This is a genomic window from Dysgonomonas termitidis (assembly GCF_042654545.1).
GTDB classification, from domain to species: Bacteria; Bacteroidota; Bacteroidia; order Bacteroidales; family Dysgonomonadaceae; genus Dysgonomonas; species Dysgonomonas termitidis.
Genome location: NZ_JBHSGN010000118.1, coordinates 1 through 16,412, shown reverse-complemented (window position 1 = coordinate 16,412; position 16,412 = coordinate 1). Strand labels below are relative to the sequence as shown.

The following is a 16,412-nucleotide window of genomic DNA, read 5'->3' as shown; positions in this document are numbered from 1 at the left end:
CTACAAAGTTAACAAAAGCCATTAATTAAACTATAGGTAACAAACAGATTTATCAAACTAATAAGATCCCGTTGGAAGGTAAGAAACTACTGCCTGATATTAGGCATATCAATATTAAATACAGTCCCCATATCCGTAACCGAATCAATGCTGATCTTTCCTTTATGAATTCTGATAACTTTGTCAACAAGGGCCAGTCCTATCCCATTTCCATCAATGAACTCCTTGTTTTTACCCCTGTAAAACGGCTTAAAAATATTACCCAGGTCTTCGGCGGGAATGCCGATACCTGTGTCGGTAAAACTTAGATGAATAACATTTTCTTCCGAAGATATTTTAACGGTAGATTTCTTATTATCCGAGAACTTACAGTTGTTTTCCATCAGATTGGCAAAGGCTGTTTTGAGTAAATATTCATTACCTGTAATGATTAGCTCCGCATCACTCTCCGTGGGATGGGAGAACTGCAGTTCAACTTTATACAAAGAATTGGATTTCAATACATCTTCCCTGGCATCCAGCACTATTTCATCGATACGCACTTCGCTCATGGATATCTTACTTTCTTCGTAGCTTGCTTTGGCAAGATCCAATAATCCGTTGACCAGCTTAATTAACCGGGCAGCATCATATTTTGAGTTTTGTAAGGTATTGATATAATCCCCGACAGTGCGCTCTTTCAAAAGTGCATAATCTATCTCGCCGATCAAGGTAGCAAGCGGAGTCCGCAATTCGTGGGATACATTGCTGACAAACATCTTTTGCGATTCGAATGAAGACTCGATAATGTCGAGTGTCTTGTTGAAAGAAGCGGCAAGTTCTCCGAATTCATCGTACTGATTGTAATTCAGCAAACGCAGGTGTAAATTCTTTGCGGTAATATCCTTCATTTTGTCAGACATCATGGAAACAGGTTTCAATGCCCTTCTGGCAAGGAAATACCCTAGTAAAAAAGACAATATGATACACCCAAAAGTCAATACAGCCAGATTAACGACAAGCCTGTGCAACTTATTATAGCCGTACCCATCATATGCCGCTGCAGTGACTACATATCGGGAAGCATTATAGTGAAAAATAAAACCTACAGCCTGATATTTCCCCACATAAAAATCAATGTTCTTTTTACTGTTAATTACATTTCTTATCAACTCGGGTGTTTCCTTTACAATATCTATATCTTTCGCGTCGTGATACAGGAGGCCAAACTGCGTGTCGTAGATAGCGACTTCCACTTCATCAATATACTCGATATTGTTTTTATAGATGGAATGCATTGTTTCGGGGCTGGCTTTAGCTTCAAAGAACAAATTAGCCTTAGAGATACCTTCCTTATACAGATCGTCATAAAACTCAATTTTCCTGTCGTGAGCTGAAACAAAATAGATTATGGTCGCAAAAACTGTAACCAGTACTGCTGTGACAATGGAATACCTGAGCGCTATTTTAGTCTTTATTTTCATTCTTCCGATTTCAGAATAAATCCGACACCCGGGCTTGTACGGATAAGCTTCTTATCAAAACCTTTATCAATTTTGCCTCTCAGGTAGTTAATATATACATCTATAAAATTAGTACCTGTATCGAAGTGTGTATCCCATACCTTTTCGGCTATTTCGGTACGGGGCAATACCCTTTCAGGATTTTCGAGCAGATATTTCAGGAGATTAAACTCTTTCGGGGTCAGTTTTATTTCTTTTTCCATACGGAACACCTTACGGGTGTTCAGCTGCATGACCAGATCATCATATCTTAATTCGGCGGTTACAATTTTTTCCGTCTGGCCGGTATGCCTTTTCAACAAGACATTTATCCGGGCGTTCAACTCCCGTAAATCGAATGGCTTTACCATATAGTCATCCGCACCGGCATCAAATCCATCCAGCTTATCATCTGTCGCTCCCAGAGCCGTAAGCATAATAACAGGAGTATCCGGATATTTACTTTTAATTATCTGGGTCAGTTCGAATCCGTTGTAGTGCGGCAGGATAATATCTGTGATAACCAGATCATAGGAATCTGAGTTAATCAGCCGTTTTCCGGTATCTCCGTCAAAAGCCACGTTAACCTCAAACCCAAATTCCGCTAAACCTTTTTGCAGAAGTTCGGCTATCCGTTTCTCATCTTCTATAACAAGTATTTTTTTCATACTTTACGGGCAAAAGGTATAAAGCAAAGATAGCTTTTTTAAAACTCAATATCCCATATACCACATGTTTTTTGCAAATCGACCAGTGAAGAAGCATACCCTTTCATCGTTTCAAGGTATTGCTCCTGAACCTCGTTATATGTCCGCTGAGCGATCAATACCTCCATAATGCTGGTTTCCCCTCTTTTGTACTTGTAAACCATCCCGTCCAGTATTTTATACGATTCTTCCAGAAGGCCGGTCTGATACTGCCTTACCTTTTTCTTTGCTGCCTCGAAGTGAAAAAAAGCCTGTGAAATCTCAGAATGAAGCCGCAATTCCGTATTTTGCCTCTGCACTTCCGATTGTTCAATACCCAGTTGCGCAACCTTTACCGCCCCCTTGTTAAGATTGGATATTTTCAGGGGAATAGAGATGCCAGCCGTATAGGAACGGGAAGGTGGCATAAATCCATGCCAGTCGCGTTCGTAGTTGAGGGACAAACCCAGATCCGTTTTCCGTTCCGCCTTCACCAACTTTTGCTGATTGACCGAGACCTCAACATTCTTGCGGGCGGCAAGAAGGTCTATACGATTGGACAGCCCTGTGGCAGTAAGCTCCGGGAGCATATAATCCCTGTTTAAAAGATCCCACTTTCCCGATGGAATGTTCAATGTGTCGGATGATCTTCCCATAAACTGATTGAGAACAACCAAAGCGGATTTATAGACTGCTTCCTGTTCGAATACATCGTTGAGCAAAGTTGCGGCTTCCAGTTTCGATTGTCTTGCATCTGTTTCCGTTATTTCCCCCAGTTTAAAGCGGACACTATCCGACCGGCTCAGTTGGAGCATGTATTCATAAGAACTCTTTTTCACGGACAGAAGCTCTTTTTGCTGAATAGCATCCAGAAACAAGTTGGCTGCCTCAGCCCGCAATTCCTGATAATAATATTCCAAAGCCAGATTTTCCAGTTCTGCCTTACTTTTAGCAAGCCGTACCCTTGCACCGCGTTTATTCCCCAACTCCAGGTTATAGGCCAGACCTAAAGTGAAAGTTTCATCGGCGGCTTCAAACACCAAATCGGGATCGGGCAATACCTTTTGGGCAATTATTTCCACTTCGGCTATACTTACATTATATTTTTCCGCTAAATAACCGAGATTATTTCTGCCGACCCGGTTTAGAAATTCGGAGAAAGATATCGCTTGCTGCGTCCCATCCACAGAATTTTGCGACCGGATACCAGTCACAAAATTCACAGAGATGAAACTTATTATTATTATGGATTTCAATTTATTAATTTTCATACTCAGGTTCTTTTCTTGATTTTTCAACTCTCGACTCTATCAGATAATAGAAAGCAGGCAGGGCAAATAATGTAATAACGGTAGAGAATATCAGCCCGTAAACGATAACTGTAGCCAGCGGACGCTGCACATCGGAACCTATCCCTGTTGCCAGGGAAGCAGGCAGCAAACCCAATATGGCTACCGTAGCAGTCATCAGCACCGGGCGGAAACGATGGCGGGAACCATCGGATACCGCTTTCAGGAGAGGCATACCGTTCTTGCGCAAACCGTTGATATGCGAGATCATGATCACCCCGTTCTGGATAGCTACCCCGAACAGGGCGATAAAGCCAACGGCAGAAGATACGTTCAGGGTCATGCCCCGTACATTCAGCGCCAGCATACCCCCGAACAGAGCAAGCGGAACAATGGAAAGCACAAGGCCTGCCTGCCGGAACTTACCGAATGCGGTATAAAGAAGGACAAACATTATGGACAATGCTAACGGAACGATAACCGCCAACCGGGAATAAGCCCTGTTCTTATTTTCGAACTGCCCTCCCCATTTGATATGATAATCATTGTGGTCATATTTTACATTCTTTTCAATGGAGCGTTGCGCCTCATCCAAAAATGAAGCCAGATCCCGCCCGCGAAGATTTAATTTCACCGTCAGATGACGTTTGTTCATTTCGCGTGTAATGGTACTCTCTCCCGTGCTCATTTTAATATCCGCGACCTGCGACAAGGGGATCTTTGCTCCGGCAGGCGATGTAAGCATCAGTCCTGCAATTTTTTCAGGCGTATTGCGCGAATTTTCTTCATACTTGCAGGTAATATCATATACCCTGTCGTTCTGGTAAACCTGCGATATAGCTTTCCCTCCGATGGCAACTTCGATCAGGTCGCTTACATCCGAAACATTCAAACCATAGCGTGCAATGGCATCCCGGTTCATGTAAACCTGGAGCTGGGGTAAAGGCGGTTCCTGGTCTATATCCAGATCTACCGCGCCCTCCACACTTTTCAATGTGTTCATTATATCTTCGGCAATCCTCCGTGTCTCTTTAAATTCGTCGCCATACACTTTGACAACCAGTTCGCTGTGAGCCCCTGCAATTTTATCCATTACCCCGTCGATCATAGGCTGACTGAAACCTACACGGAAACCCGGTAACGATTCATACTCTTTCGCCAATTCGTCTATCAGGTCGTTCTTGGTTTTCCCTCCGGGCCATTCATTATATGGCTTTATGCCTACCGACACTTCGTAATGCGATGGGGTGAAAGGGTCTGTTCCATCATCGTTCCGTCCCGCCTGAACGGCAATATATGTAACTTCGGCATATTTCATTGTCCGTTGACGAAGCGTATCGGACAGCTCCCTCGATTTTTCCACTGATATCCCCGGTGGCAAGTTTACCTGCATCCAGATCGAACCCTCGTCGAGTACCGGAAGAAAATCCTTTCCGACAAACATAGTCAGGCCAATGGCACAAATGAAAATCACCGCAACGGATGCAATCACTTTTCGGGGTTTTTCCAATATCTTGTTTATCGCAGCGGAATATTTCAAAGTGAGTTTTTCCAGCCATTTGTTATGATATACTTTCTTCGGTTTACAGTACAAAGCATATCCGATGCCCGGCATCAGGAACAAAGCTACCAACAAGGCTCCAAAAAGGGCATAGCTCACAGTAAATGCCATAGGTGTAAACAACTTGCGTTCGACACGCTCGAAAGCAAAAAGGGGCAGATATGCAGTGATAATAATGACAGTGGCAAAAGCAATTGGCTTGGCAACCTCTATAACACGTTTCGATATGCTTTTTTCGTCCAGATATTCCTGTAGATGATCTTCCCGCTTTTTGAGTATCGTCTCCAGCATCACAATAGCCCCGTCAACTATGATACCGAAATCAATAGCGCCCAATGACAGCAGGTTAGCGGGAATATCGGTCAAATGCATCAATATAAAGGCTATAAGCAACGATACAGGGATAGTAACGGCCACCAGCAAAGCTCCGCGCCAGCTTCCCAGAAAGACGATAAGTACAACGGTAACCAAGACCATTCCTTCGAGCAGGGTCCGTGATACGGTGTGAAGGGTTGTATCCACCAGTTCGGTACGGTCGAGAAAGGTATGGATATTTACCCCATCGGGCAGGATCTCATTATTCAGCTCGTTTACTGCATTTTTGATGCCTTCCAGTACAGTGGAAGGATTTTCATGCTTCAGTAGCAGGACTATACCTTCTATGCTTTCCGAATATTCACGTTTACGGTCGGTGTATCCGAAAACACCTTTTCTTTCAAGATTTCCATACTTAAGCTTACCTATGTCATTCAAGAAGACCGGAACACCGTTTTCCGAGCTAACGACAATTTTACCCAAATCCTCCAAACCGGATATAAGGCCGATACCACGTACCACATAGCCCAAGTCGCCACGGTTCAGCACGCTGCCGCCGACATTGGAATTATTGTTCTTTATAGCATCAATCACCTGATTTAGAGAAAGGTGATACTGCTCCAGTTTCTGAGGGTCTACCTCTACCTGATACTGGGTGGTTATCCCTCCGAAGTTGCTTACATCGGCCACACCCGGCACCTGCTTTATCCGTGGGATGATTACCCAGTTTTGCAGGTCAGTGATCTCTCTCAAAGAGTGTTTGTCGCTTTCAATGATATAGCGATAAATTTCTCCTGTCGGCGACGTCAGCGGGTCCAGTCCCGGCACAGCGCCATATGGCAGCTCCACTTCATCGAGCCTTTCCTGAACCCGTTGGCGGCTCCAGTAATCCTCTGTTCCGTCTTCGAACACGACAGTTATCATCGACAATCCAAAAGTACTCTTGCTTCGCATGACATGCATACCCGGCAAGCCGTTCAAGGCCCTTTCGATAGGTATTGTTATCTGTTGCTCTACCTCTTCCGCTGCCAGTCCCGGCACCTGGGTCACTACCTGAGAGGTAACATCGGCAATATCGGGATAGGCTTCGATGGATAACTGCTTCCATGAATAATATCCGAAAAAACAGAGTATAATGAAAAGGCAGAGTATAACCCAGCGCTTTTGGATCACTGTCAACATTAAATCTTTTTTCATAACTCGTTTATTTTAAATAATATCCACCTTCACTGATTATCTTACTGCCAGATCCCAGTCCTTCTGCGATCACGGCTTTTCCGTTTTTCGAAACCTCTACTTCCACCGGTGTACGCACATAGGTATCGGGTGCTGATAGTACATATACATAACTGTATTTCTCGCCCTGCAATAAGGCTGTCTCAGGTATATGGACAAAGCCTGACGATTTGTCGAGGAAGTGTACAGTGGTATACATCCCTATTTTGAGTAATTCTTCTTTATTATCGCAAACAGACAATACTTTTATAGAACGGGTAGCTTCGTCCACAGCTTCTTCTATATGGAATACTTTCCCTTTGACAATTTTGCCGGGATATGCCTGTATATGCATTTCAATATCATCTTCTTCGTGGATAAACCGTATATCCTTTTCTTTTACCTGAGCTGTGACCCACACCTGTGAGAGATCGGCAATAGTGACTATGGGTTCGGAATCATCTTTGATGTATTGCCCCGTCACAATATTGTTTCCGATAACGTTCCCCGAAATCGGGGAACGTACGATCAAAGATTGCCCCAGCACCATATTTTCAGGGGTTACCTGAAAGACCAGAAGCGCGGCATGTGCATTTTCGTACTCTTTTTCGGCTATCTGCAAAGCGCTTAATGCTTCTTCCAACTCCTTTTGTGAACCGACTCCGTTCTCTATCAGATCCTCTTTGCGCTTCAATTCTTTTTGGACCAGTTCTTTCGCTGAATGCGCCTGATAGAAATCTTTCTGAGCCGATGTAAAGTCAGGGGAATTTATCTCGAACAAAGGGGTATTTGCACTTACACGCTGCCCCATTTTAATATACGATTTGACAATCCGTCCCGAAAAAGGCGGCGCTATGTATGCAAACTGCGTAGGAATAGGCTGAACTGTTCCTGCCGTTATCACTTCTCTCGAATATGGCTCTACCTCTACATCCGATAATTTTATCTTTGAAGTAAGGATATTATCACTGCCTATATAAACAGTATCCCCTTTCACGTGATAGCCTTTCACCTCATTTTCCACATCTTTGTTTTTACAGGCAGTAAAGCATATTACCGATGACAGTAATACAACCTGCAATTGTACCTGATACTTCATATTCATCTTTTTAGGATTATTATTTCGCTGCAAAAGTAGGGTATTACGTTTTCTCAGAATGTTAGAGAAGTATTAGGATATCATTAGAAAACCATTAGAAGAGAATGTTTGATTTTTGGAAAATAATTTATCTATATAGGTAGCTGATAGCTGGTAGATCTTTGACGTATTGATTAAAGCAGTTACGAGTTACTTCGCCCTAGGGCAGTTACGAGTTACAAGTTAGTTCTCTGTTTACTGCTAACTGTTTACTGTTAACTGATATATGTATTGCAACAATAAATGCAGTTCCAATCAATGGCTCATAGATATAACCGAGTCCGCAGAATGCACCTATAGCTGCGGTGCGCCATAATGTGGCCGCCCCGAAAGCTACGAACGCATTAGTACGCAATCCTGCCACACGTTGACGCAACTGGCATTCGAGTCCTATACATGCCCAGGAATAGAGCCAGTCCTATATTTGTTGTAAATGAAATCATTGTTATTTATATTTTTACAGCCATCTCAAAAATTTGCGGACATACCAACCCTTTATCAGTTGAGTCAAAAAGCAATAACTCAAAAGGATGCCTATCAACCAAGGAAAATAAGACCAGGGCAGCGGAGCAAAACCTATAGATGCACCAAGGCCGGTAAATGGAATGACAATCCCTACTGCCATTACGGCAAAAGTGGTCATCATAACAGGCAGTGAAGCCCGGCTTTGTATGAATGGTATTTTCCGGGTACGTATCATATGTACAATAAGCGTCTGGGAAAGCAGTCCTTCGATAAACCAGCCCGACTGAAACAGCGACTGATCATCGGGAGTGGTACATTTGAATATATACCACATCACCAGATAAGTCGCAATATCGAATATAGAACTTATCGGCCCTATCCGTATCATAAAGCGCCTGAGATCCGAAGCATCCCATTTGCGTGGTTTCCGCAGATACTCTTTGTCCACGTTGTCGAAGGGAATAGTTATCTGAGAAATATCGTAAAGCAGATTCTGAATGAGCAAATGTATTGGCAACATTGGCAGAAAGGGCAAAAATGCGCTTGCCGCAAGAACGCTGAACATATTCCCAAAGTTGGAACTGGCTGTCATCTTGATATATTTCGTGATATTCCCGAATATCTTTCTTCCTTCGACAACACCCCTTTCCAGCACCATCAGGTCTTTCTCGAGCAGAATAATATCCGCCGACTCCTTGGCAATATCCACTGCCGTGTCCACAGAAATACCGATATCAGCCTGACGCAATGCGGCAGCATCATTTATCCCGTCTCCCAAGAAGCCTACCGTATTGTTATGGCTTTGCAGTATTTCTATTATCCTCGACTTTTGTAAAGGGGTCAGCTTTGCGAAAATATTGGTTTTGACAACTTTTTTTTCAAGTTCATCATTGTCCATCGTTTCAATCTGTGGCCCCAATAAAATATTCCCGGCATTAATACCGACCTGCATACAGACATTTTTAGTTATCAAGGCATTGTCTCCCGAAAGCACTTTTACTTCCACACCATGTTCGTACAAAGCTTTGATAGCTTCAGAGGCTGACGCTTTAGGAGGATCGAGAAAAGCGAGATAACCTATAAGTACCATTTCGGATTCATCTTCTACAGCGAAAGAATGCTCCTTCTGCACCCAGCTTTTATGAGCGATACCTAACACTCTCATTCCCTTCATGTTGAGTTGCGCCCCTACATTAAGCAAATTGTCCTTTATCTGTTTTGTTATCGTAACCGCCTTGCCCTCAAATTCAGCATATTTACAGATAGACACAATCTCTTCGATAGCCCCTTTCGTTATAATTTGCCGTTTGCCTTGTTTATCCTCAACAATAACAGACATCCGGCGGCGGTTAAAATCGAAAGGTATTTCATCTACCTTATTATATTCTTTGCCTAAATCCTGAAACTGAAGTTCTTCGCAATGGGCCAGTATAGCTTTGTCCATCAGATTCTTCAGCCCTGTCTGGAAGAAGCTGTTGAAATAGGCATGCCGGAGCACTCTCAAACTATCATTGCCTTCGACATCGAGATATCTTTCAAGTATGATCTTATCTTGTGTTAAAGTGCCTGTTTTATCTGTGCAAAGAATATTCATAGCCCCGAAATTCTGGATAGAGTTGAGATTCTTCACAATCGTTTTATGCCTGGCCATCTTGACGGCCCCTTTAGCCAGATTGGAGGTAACTATCATCGGAAGCATCTCAGGAGTAAATCCCACAGCCACCGATATAGCAAAAAGAAAAGCTTCGAACCAGTCCCCTTTTGTAAATCCATTGATAAAGAATACAAAAGGGACCATCAACAACATGAACCGTATAAGGAGAAGGCTGATATTGTTAATCCCCCTGTCAAAACTGGTCTGGGAACGTTTTCCCACAATATTCCGGGCAATAGTTCCCAGATAAGAATTACTGCCGGTGTTGATAACGATTGCCTTAGCGGAGCCGCTAACCACATTCGAACCCATGAAACATATATTGTTCAGTTCTATAACACTTCCTGTTTTCGGAGAATGCTCTATAAGGTGAGGGGTCTTTTCCACTGCATCGGATTCTCCCGTAAGAGAAGACTGGCTAACGAATAAATCTTTTGCTTCTACAATCCGGACATCTGCGGGGACCATATCGCCAGCCGAAAGGAATATAACATCTCCGGGAACCAGATCGACTATATTTATATCGGTATATGCCTCCGAACCTTTACGGAAAACGGAGACTTTATTGTTTACCATCTTTTTGAGGGCTTCGCCGGCCTTGTTAGACTTCCACTCCTGATAGAAACGGAGCAGACCACTCAATGTTACCATGGAAGTTATGATTACCACGGTTATCCATTCCCTTTTGTCGGGTGCAGCCAGAATGACATCGAGTATAATGGAGATGACCGCTAAAAACATCAATATTCCGATAAATGGATTGATAAAAGCTTTTATGAGTATGATAAACCACTTATTATTGCTCTCTGTTATTATCTCATTTTTGCCGAAAATCCTCAGTCTTTCCGCAGCTTCTGCAACATACAACCCTTCTCTTCGCGAATCCAGCAAAGAGTAAATGTGCTTGTTAGAGTGTGATGCTGCCTGGAATAGTTTTTCGCTATTGAATTGATACTGGGTATTCTGCGTTTTGTTCCATTTGAAAAGCCTCATAATATCATAACTTTTAATGGTTCTTATTTTTTTTGCCACAAAAGTAGGGTTATGATATCCGGAAGACTGTTAGAGATGTATTAGAATATTATTAGAAATGTATTAGAGATTTATTCCTTATGTTAAAATTGGTAGAACAGGTGTTAAAGCCAAACAAAGTTCGGAAATTTTTTGTTTTGACTTTTCTGGGATATAAAAAAGGAGTCAGATATAATATCTGACCCCCTTGCTGTTTTCCGTCGGGATACCAGGATTCGAACCTGGGACCCCCTGCTCCCAAAGCAGGTGCGCTAACCGGACTGCGCTACATCCCGTTTTTTCGTATAGCGGTGCAAAGGTATGACATTTTTTTATATTTCAAAACAAATAAACAAAAAATTACGAAACATATTTTTCGTCACTTTTTAATTCTTATATAAATAAGCATTTTAATACCATATAAAATAGCATAGATAAATTTATTCTGTTAAATAGCAGATGAAATATCAACAGGTGGTTTTTTTGTTTATTTTTGCATCTAAATCTCAAATCTTATAATTATGGTTAAAAAGGTATTCTTTTCTTTAGGGCTACTAATGCTTTCATTTTCAGCGTATGCGCAAAATCTTCAACTGCATTTCGATCCGCGTCATGCATTACATGGAGACAAAATCTCCGAAAAAAACTATTTCACGGCAACATTTGAAATGTTCAAGCCTGATAAATGGGGTTCGACATTTATGTTTGTGGATTTGGATTTTAACCAAAGCCGGGGAAACATTGGTACTATGTATCTCGAAATTGCCCGCGACATTAAATTAGGCAAAAGTCCCGTTATGGCTCATGTCGAGTTTAATGGAGGAGTAGGAAATGCCAAAAGCTTTGGGTTCTCAATAGCAAATGCGTACATGGCCGGTGCATCATACTCTACAATGGTAGGTAAAGCCATTTTAGGAACGTATGTTGTATATAAATACAATGCTTTTGAGAAAGTAAGTAATGACGTACAATGGACCGTTACATGGGGTGTCGACTTATGCGACAACAAATTCAGGGTTTGCGGCTTCATGGATGTCTGGACACAAAACAAGGCTAAATCCCATGCGGATACCCAAAGCGGTAAAGAAATCGTATTCCTGACCGAACCTCAGTTCTGGTATAATGTTACCCCTAACCTGGCTTTAGGTAGTGAAATAGAAATCAGCAATAATTTCCTCACGAAGAAAGACAAGGCCTATATCAACCCTACAATAGCCGCTAAGTGGAACTTCTAAGATTTGAAAAACAATGAAAAATCTCCTCGAAAAAACGTTCAAACTAACAGAGAATAAGACCACCATCCGCAAGGAACTTCTTGCCGGGCTTATTACTTTCCTGACCATGTCATACATACTGATAGTCAATCCTAGTATATTATCGACTACCGGTATGGACAAAGACGCCCTGTTCACTGCAACAGCTCTGGCTACAATCTTCGCGACCCTGATGATGGCTCTCTACGCCAAACTTCCGATAGCGCAAGCTCCCGGAATGGGCTTAAATGCTTTCTTTGCATTCACCATCTGCGGCGTAATGGGATATTCCTGGCAATTTGCCCTGACTGCTGTATTCATCGAAGGCATCATCTTTATACTCCTCACATTCTTCAATGTACGGGAGTTGATAGTAAAGAGCATACCGAAGGTATTGAAAGACGCCATACCTGTCGGGATAGGTCTCTTTATCACTCTGATCGGACTAAAGAATGCCGGAATAGTGGTGTCAAGCCCGGCCACACTGGTCGCACTGGGTGACTTTTCCCAACATAGCGTATGGATCGCCTTCTTAGGTCTGATTGTTACTGCTGTACTATTCGTAAGGAACATAAACGGCTCCATACTGATCGGAATAGTTGTGGCAACTATCTTCGGTATCATTCTGGGCGATGTAACACTACCAGACTCCAGTATCATCAGTACACCGCCATCTATCGCACCTATCTTTGCCCAATTCGAATGGGACCATATCTTATCGTTCAATATGCTAGTGGTGGTATTCACCCTCCTGTTCGTTAACCTCTTCGACACTGTAGGCACATTGATCGGCGTTGTTTCCAAAGCAGGGCTGGCCGATGAAGACGGCAACTTCCCTCAAATGAAAAAAGCTCTGTTCTCCGATGCATTAGGAACTACAGTAGGCTCTATCTTAGGTACAAGCACCATTACCGCATATGTGGAAAGCGCATCAGGCGTAGCATCGGGCGGACGTACCGGACTAACCTCTGTCAGTACCGCTATGATGTTTATACTTGCCCTGTTCTTTGCTCCGTTATTCCTGATGGTTCCGGCAGCAGCTACATCTCCGGCTCTTATTATTGTCGGGCTGTTTATGATCTCTTCTGTAGCCAAGATTAACTTCAGTGACATGAGCGAGGGACTTCCCGCATTCCTTACCATCGTATTTATGCCTTTCACTTATAGCATTGCCGAAGGTATTGTATTTGGTATGCTAAGCTTCGCTTTCATTAAGGTATGCGCCGGAAAATACAAAGATGTATCAGCCACAGTATATGTAATCGCCATATTATTCCTGTTAAAGATAATTCTGGATGCATCTCATATCATGAGTAATGCCGCCGGTTGAACAAACAACATGATGATATAACTCACAGTCCCTCCCCTCTTAACCGACCGGAGGGACTTCTGGTTTTTATATCTGCAATTTGCCACTAAAATGCTTATCTTTGCGTAAAAGATAATCCCTATATGAAATACAGCGACATACTTCTCGACTTAGACGACACACTGATAGACACCATAGAGAATACCCGCCTCACATTAACAGAAATATATGATGACTATGCATTCAGCCGCTACTTCCCGTCCTTCCATGACTTCTATACCATCTATTACGCAAATGTAAGCCATTTGTGGGAACTCTACGGCAGAGGACAGATCACCAAGCAGACACTGCAACGCGAACGCTTTATAGGCCCTCTGAACAGCATAGAAGAAGTCTCCGAAGAGCAGGCTCTGGCTATAAACGACGATTTCATAGCCCGGATAATGAAAAAAGGCGTATTGGTAGAAGGCGCAAAAGAACTGCTGGACTACCTGCATCCCCGTTACAGGATACATATTCTCTCCAACGGCTTCACCGAAATGCAATACATAAAGATGGAAAGCGCCGGTATTTCATCTTACTTCGATAAGGTTATCCTGTCCGACAAAGTCGGGGTGAACAAGCCGCATCCGGATATATTCACTTATGCCCTGACAGAAATCGGGGTTAAACCCGAAAACATCATAATGGTTGGTGACAACCTGTTTACAGACATTGGCGGGGCCTACAACAGCGGACTGGACCAGATATGGTATAACCCCAAAAACAAGTCCTCCGAAGATTTCGAGCCGACCCACACAGTCGCCAGACTGGAAGAGATCAGGGACATTCTGTAAAGACAGAAACCGGATATTGGATATTATCCGGCTTCTTACTATATACACAAACTAAATAACAGTAAATATCAATACTATATTTATTAGCTCTAACTGACTTAAGCTATTTTACCAGTCAAAGTAATAAAAGGTCTGTAACCTTAAATAATATATCAGTCCAGATATTTCTTCAAATCTTCCACCCACGCAGCAAGACGTGCATCGGTTTCGTTGTACTCGTTATCTTCATCTAATGCCAGACCGACAAAGCGGCCGTCGATAACAGCATCTGAGTCGTCGAATGTATAACCGTCGGTAGATACCGAACCCACGATTTCAACTTTTCCTTTCAGCGCTTTATATATGTAATACATTGCTCCCGCAAAACTTGTGGAGAATGAAGCACTGTCTCCCAGTGAGAATAGAGCAACTTTTTTTCCGGTAAAATCCATCTTTTCAACCTTAGGCAGAAGAACTTCCCAATCGTCCTGTAAATCGCCTACTCCTGTCGTAGATGCCCCGAAAATCAAAAAGTCATAAGGTTTCAAATCATCAACGCTTACACTTTCCGCATTGAAAAGTGCAGCATCGTCAAACAATGCCTGAATTTTTTCTGCTACCGCTTCTGTGGCCCCGGTAGATGAACCGTAAACTATTGCAATTTTGCTCATAACAAGTTAAGTAATTTATTAAATTGATTATCAACTATCTGGAATCATTCAAAATAGCAGAAGCCATAAAACTCTGCACTATCCCTCTCAAAGCCAGATACACAATAAACGCAATCCACAGGATATTGTTCGCATAAATATCTGAAAAAGCAAAATACAATACAAAAAATCCGGCAACTGCTATGAGCATGGAATTACGCATCTGATGGGAAGCCGTCGCCCCCACAAATACCCCGTCCCAAAGGAAAGCAGAAAAGCCCGCAAAGGGAATCATATACACCCAGACATGGAATTGCCTGCTGAATTCGATAATATTCTGCTTATCGGTCAAAATACCCAATATCTGATCCAGAAAGAGGACATAGATAAGGGTAAAGGACGAAGCGATAACAATACCCCAGACAAACAGCCGTCTGACAAGGAATTTTAGCTTGATCCTGTCTTTAGCCCCTATAAATCTGCCTGTCAACGCCTCGGCAGCATAGGCAAACCCATCCATCATATATGAGAACAGAATAAACAACTGCATCAATAGGGCATTGGAGGCCAATACATCTTTACCCGACTTTGCGGAGGCAGACATAAAGAAGGTAGTAACGGCTACAAGAGCCATCGTACGGATAAAAATATCACTGTTGACCTTAAAAAACGGAATATAAGACGATAAATCTTTCAGCACCTTCAGATTGGCATATTGTTTCAGCCAGCCATATTTTATATTCCAGACAAGGAGGAACGAAAGAAGCCCCGTATACTGTGCGCATACGGAAGCCAATGCCACCCCTTCTATCTTCATCCCAAAGCCATAGACAAAGGCAAAACTCAGCCCGATATTGACTATATTAACCCCAATGGCTACAACCATCGGCATTTTGGCATCCTGCATCCCCACATACCAGCCGTTAAATGTGTACATACCCAGAATAGCCGGGGCAGCCCAGATGTATATATAAAAATAGTCGAGGGCGTATCCTTTTACCGCAGGCTCTCCATTCAGCAAATAAAAACCTACATGGGCAATGAAATATTGCAGGAGTATAATAGCTACACCGGCCCCCGTTGCTACAGCGAGCGAACGAAGCAGGATATTGGTTTGCTCCTGTTGGTTACCCGCACCATACGCCTGGGCCGTAAATCCGCTTGTCCCCATGCGCAGGAAAGAGAAACTCCAATAAATAAAATTGAAGATCATTGTCGCAAGCGCAATTGCCCCGATATAATCCTCCGAATCGAGATGGCCCACTATATACATATCCACCATACCCAAAAGCGGCACAGTAATATTGGATATAATATTCGGAATTGCCAGACGCAGGATGCTTTTATTCATAATGGTTACAAAAATAACAGGAATCGGTTAATAATAAAGAATGAAAAATTGATAATCAGGCATTCTTTATTTTACCGTCTAATTTCAGCTCATTAAAAAGTTGACAAACTTGACACTTTTTTCAATATATTTCATTATTAAGTAGTAAAAAGAATTTATTTATTATTGCAAAAACCAAATCGCACAAAACACAGAACCAAATGTACAAAATTTACATAT

Annotated in this window: 11 protein-coding genes and 1 tRNA gene; 3 read left to right on the top strand and 9 right to left on the bottom strand. The window is 42.5% G+C overall.

The window, feature by feature from the left end; all coding sequences use genetic code 11:
• Positions 1 to 86: 86 nt before the first annotated feature.
• The 7 genes from ACFO6W_RS19425 to ACFO6W_RS19395 all read right to left on the bottom strand — a co-directional run bounded on the left by ACFO6W_RS19425 (position 87) and on the right by ACFO6W_RS19395 (position 11,111).
• Positions 87 to 1,463: a HAMP domain-containing sensor histidine kinase gene (locus ACFO6W_RS19425; protein ID WP_379999506.1), complete on the bottom strand. Its 1,377-nt coding sequence runs from the start codon at positions 1,461 to 1,463 to the stop codon at positions 87 to 89.
• Complete coding sequence (locus ACFO6W_RS19420; protein ID WP_379999504.1) at positions 1,460 to 2,149, bottom strand: response regulator transcription factor; 690 nt, start codon at positions 2,147 to 2,149, stop codon at positions 1,460 to 1,462. Before ACFO6W_RS19420 ends, ACFO6W_RS19425 begins: the two co-directional genes overlap by 4 nt.
• Positions 2,150 to 2,187: 38 nt before the next feature.
• Positions 2,188 to 3,438, bottom strand: coding sequence for a TolC family protein (locus ACFO6W_RS19415; protein WP_379999502.1), 1,251 nt, complete (start codon positions 3,436 to 3,438; stop codon positions 2,188 to 2,190).
• A complete protein-coding gene (locus tag ACFO6W_RS19410) occupies positions 3,428 to 6,529 on the bottom strand; it encodes an efflux RND transporter permease subunit (RefSeq protein WP_379999500.1) in 3,102 nt (1,033 codons plus the stop codon). Before ACFO6W_RS19410 ends, ACFO6W_RS19415 begins: the two co-directional genes overlap by 11 nt.
• A gap of 7 nt (positions 6,530 to 6,536) precedes the next feature.
• Positions 6,537 to 7,646 (bottom strand): efflux RND transporter periplasmic adaptor subunit, encoded by a 1,110-nt coding sequence (locus tag ACFO6W_RS19405; protein WP_379999497.1) that lies wholly within the window; start codon positions 7,644 to 7,646, stop codon positions 6,537 to 6,539.
• Positions 7,647 to 8,142: 496 nt separating this feature from the next.
• Complete coding sequence (gene mgtA, locus ACFO6W_RS19400; protein WP_379999494.1) at positions 8,143 to 10,797, bottom strand: magnesium-translocating P-type ATPase; 2,655 nt, start codon at positions 10,795 to 10,797, stop codon at positions 8,143 to 8,145.
• A 239-nt stretch (positions 10,798 to 11,036) separates the two neighbouring features.
• Positions 11,037 to 11,111: transfer RNA gene (locus ACFO6W_RS19395), tRNA-Pro, on the bottom strand.
• 225 nt (positions 11,112 to 11,336) lie between these two features.
• Between ACFO6W_RS19395 and ACFO6W_RS19390 the strand changes: the two genes are divergently transcribed.
• The 3 genes from ACFO6W_RS19390 (at position 11,337) to ACFO6W_RS19380 (ending at position 14,213) form a co-directional block, all read left to right on the top strand.
• A complete protein-coding gene (locus ACFO6W_RS19390; RefSeq protein WP_379999491.1) occupies positions 11,337 to 12,050 on the top strand; it encodes a DUF5020 family protein in 714 nt (237 codons plus the stop codon).
• Positions 12,051 to 12,063: 13 nt separating this feature from the next.
• Positions 12,064 to 13,398, top strand: coding sequence for an NCS2 family permease (locus tag ACFO6W_RS19385; RefSeq protein WP_379999489.1), 1,335 nt, complete (start codon positions 12,064 to 12,066; stop codon positions 13,396 to 13,398).
• Positions 13,399 to 13,520: 122 nt separating this feature from the next.
• A complete protein-coding gene (locus ACFO6W_RS19380) occupies positions 13,521 to 14,213 on the top strand; it encodes a YjjG family noncanonical pyrimidine nucleotidase (protein WP_379999486.1) in 693 nt (230 codons plus the stop codon).
• 152 nt (positions 14,214 to 14,365) lie between these two features.
• Here the strand turns inward: ACFO6W_RS19380 and ACFO6W_RS19375 are convergent, their stop codons facing one another.
• Positions 14,366 to 14,863, bottom strand: coding sequence for a flavodoxin (locus ACFO6W_RS19375; RefSeq protein ID WP_291113102.1), 498 nt, complete (start codon positions 14,861 to 14,863; stop codon positions 14,366 to 14,368).
• A 34-nt stretch (positions 14,864 to 14,897) separates the two neighbouring features.
• Complete coding sequence (locus ACFO6W_RS19370; RefSeq protein ID WP_379999484.1) at positions 14,898 to 16,193, bottom strand: MATE family efflux transporter; 1,296 nt, start codon at positions 16,191 to 16,193, stop codon at positions 14,898 to 14,900.
• Positions 16,194 to 16,412 lie beyond the last annotated feature (219 nt).

Coding starts and splice junctions, on each gene's coding strand:
- ACFO6W_RS19375 (WP_291113102.1), bottom strand. CDS start 14,863: ATGAGCAAAATTGCAATAGTTTACGGTTCATCTACCGGGGCCACAGAA.
- ACFO6W_RS19425 (WP_379999506.1), bottom strand. CDS start 1,463: ATGAAAATAAAGACTAAAATAGCGCTCAGGTATTCCATTGTCACAGCA.
- ACFO6W_RS19410 (WP_379999500.1), bottom strand. CDS start 6,529: ATGAAAAAAGATTTAATGTTGACAGTGATCCAAAAGCGCTGGGTTATA.
- ACFO6W_RS19415 (WP_379999502.1), bottom strand. CDS start 3,438: ATGAAAATTAATAAATTGAAATCCATAATAATAATAAGTTTCATCTCT.
- ACFO6W_RS19370 (WP_379999484.1), bottom strand. CDS start 16,193: ATGAATAAAAGCATCCTGCGTCTGGCAATTCCGAATATTATATCCAAT.
- ACFO6W_RS19405 (WP_379999497.1), bottom strand. CDS start 7,646: ATGAAGTATCAGGTACAATTGCAGGTTGTATTACTGTCATCGGTAATA.
- ACFO6W_RS19380 (WP_379999486.1), top strand. CDS start 13,521: ATGAAATACAGCGACATACTTCTCGACTTAGACGACACACTGATAGAC.
- ACFO6W_RS19385 (WP_379999489.1), top strand. CDS start 12,064: ATGAAAAATCTCCTCGAAAAAACGTTCAAACTAACAGAGAATAAGACC.
- ACFO6W_RS19390 (WP_379999491.1), top strand. CDS start 11,337: ATGGTTAAAAAGGTATTCTTTTCTTTAGGGCTACTAATGCTTTCATTT.
- mgtA (WP_379999494.1), bottom strand. CDS start 10,797: ATGAGGCTTTTCAAATGGAACAAAACGCAGAATACCCAGTATCAATTC.
- ACFO6W_RS19420 (WP_379999504.1), bottom strand. CDS start 2,149: ATGAAAAAAATACTTGTTATAGAAGATGAGAAACGGATAGCCGAACTT.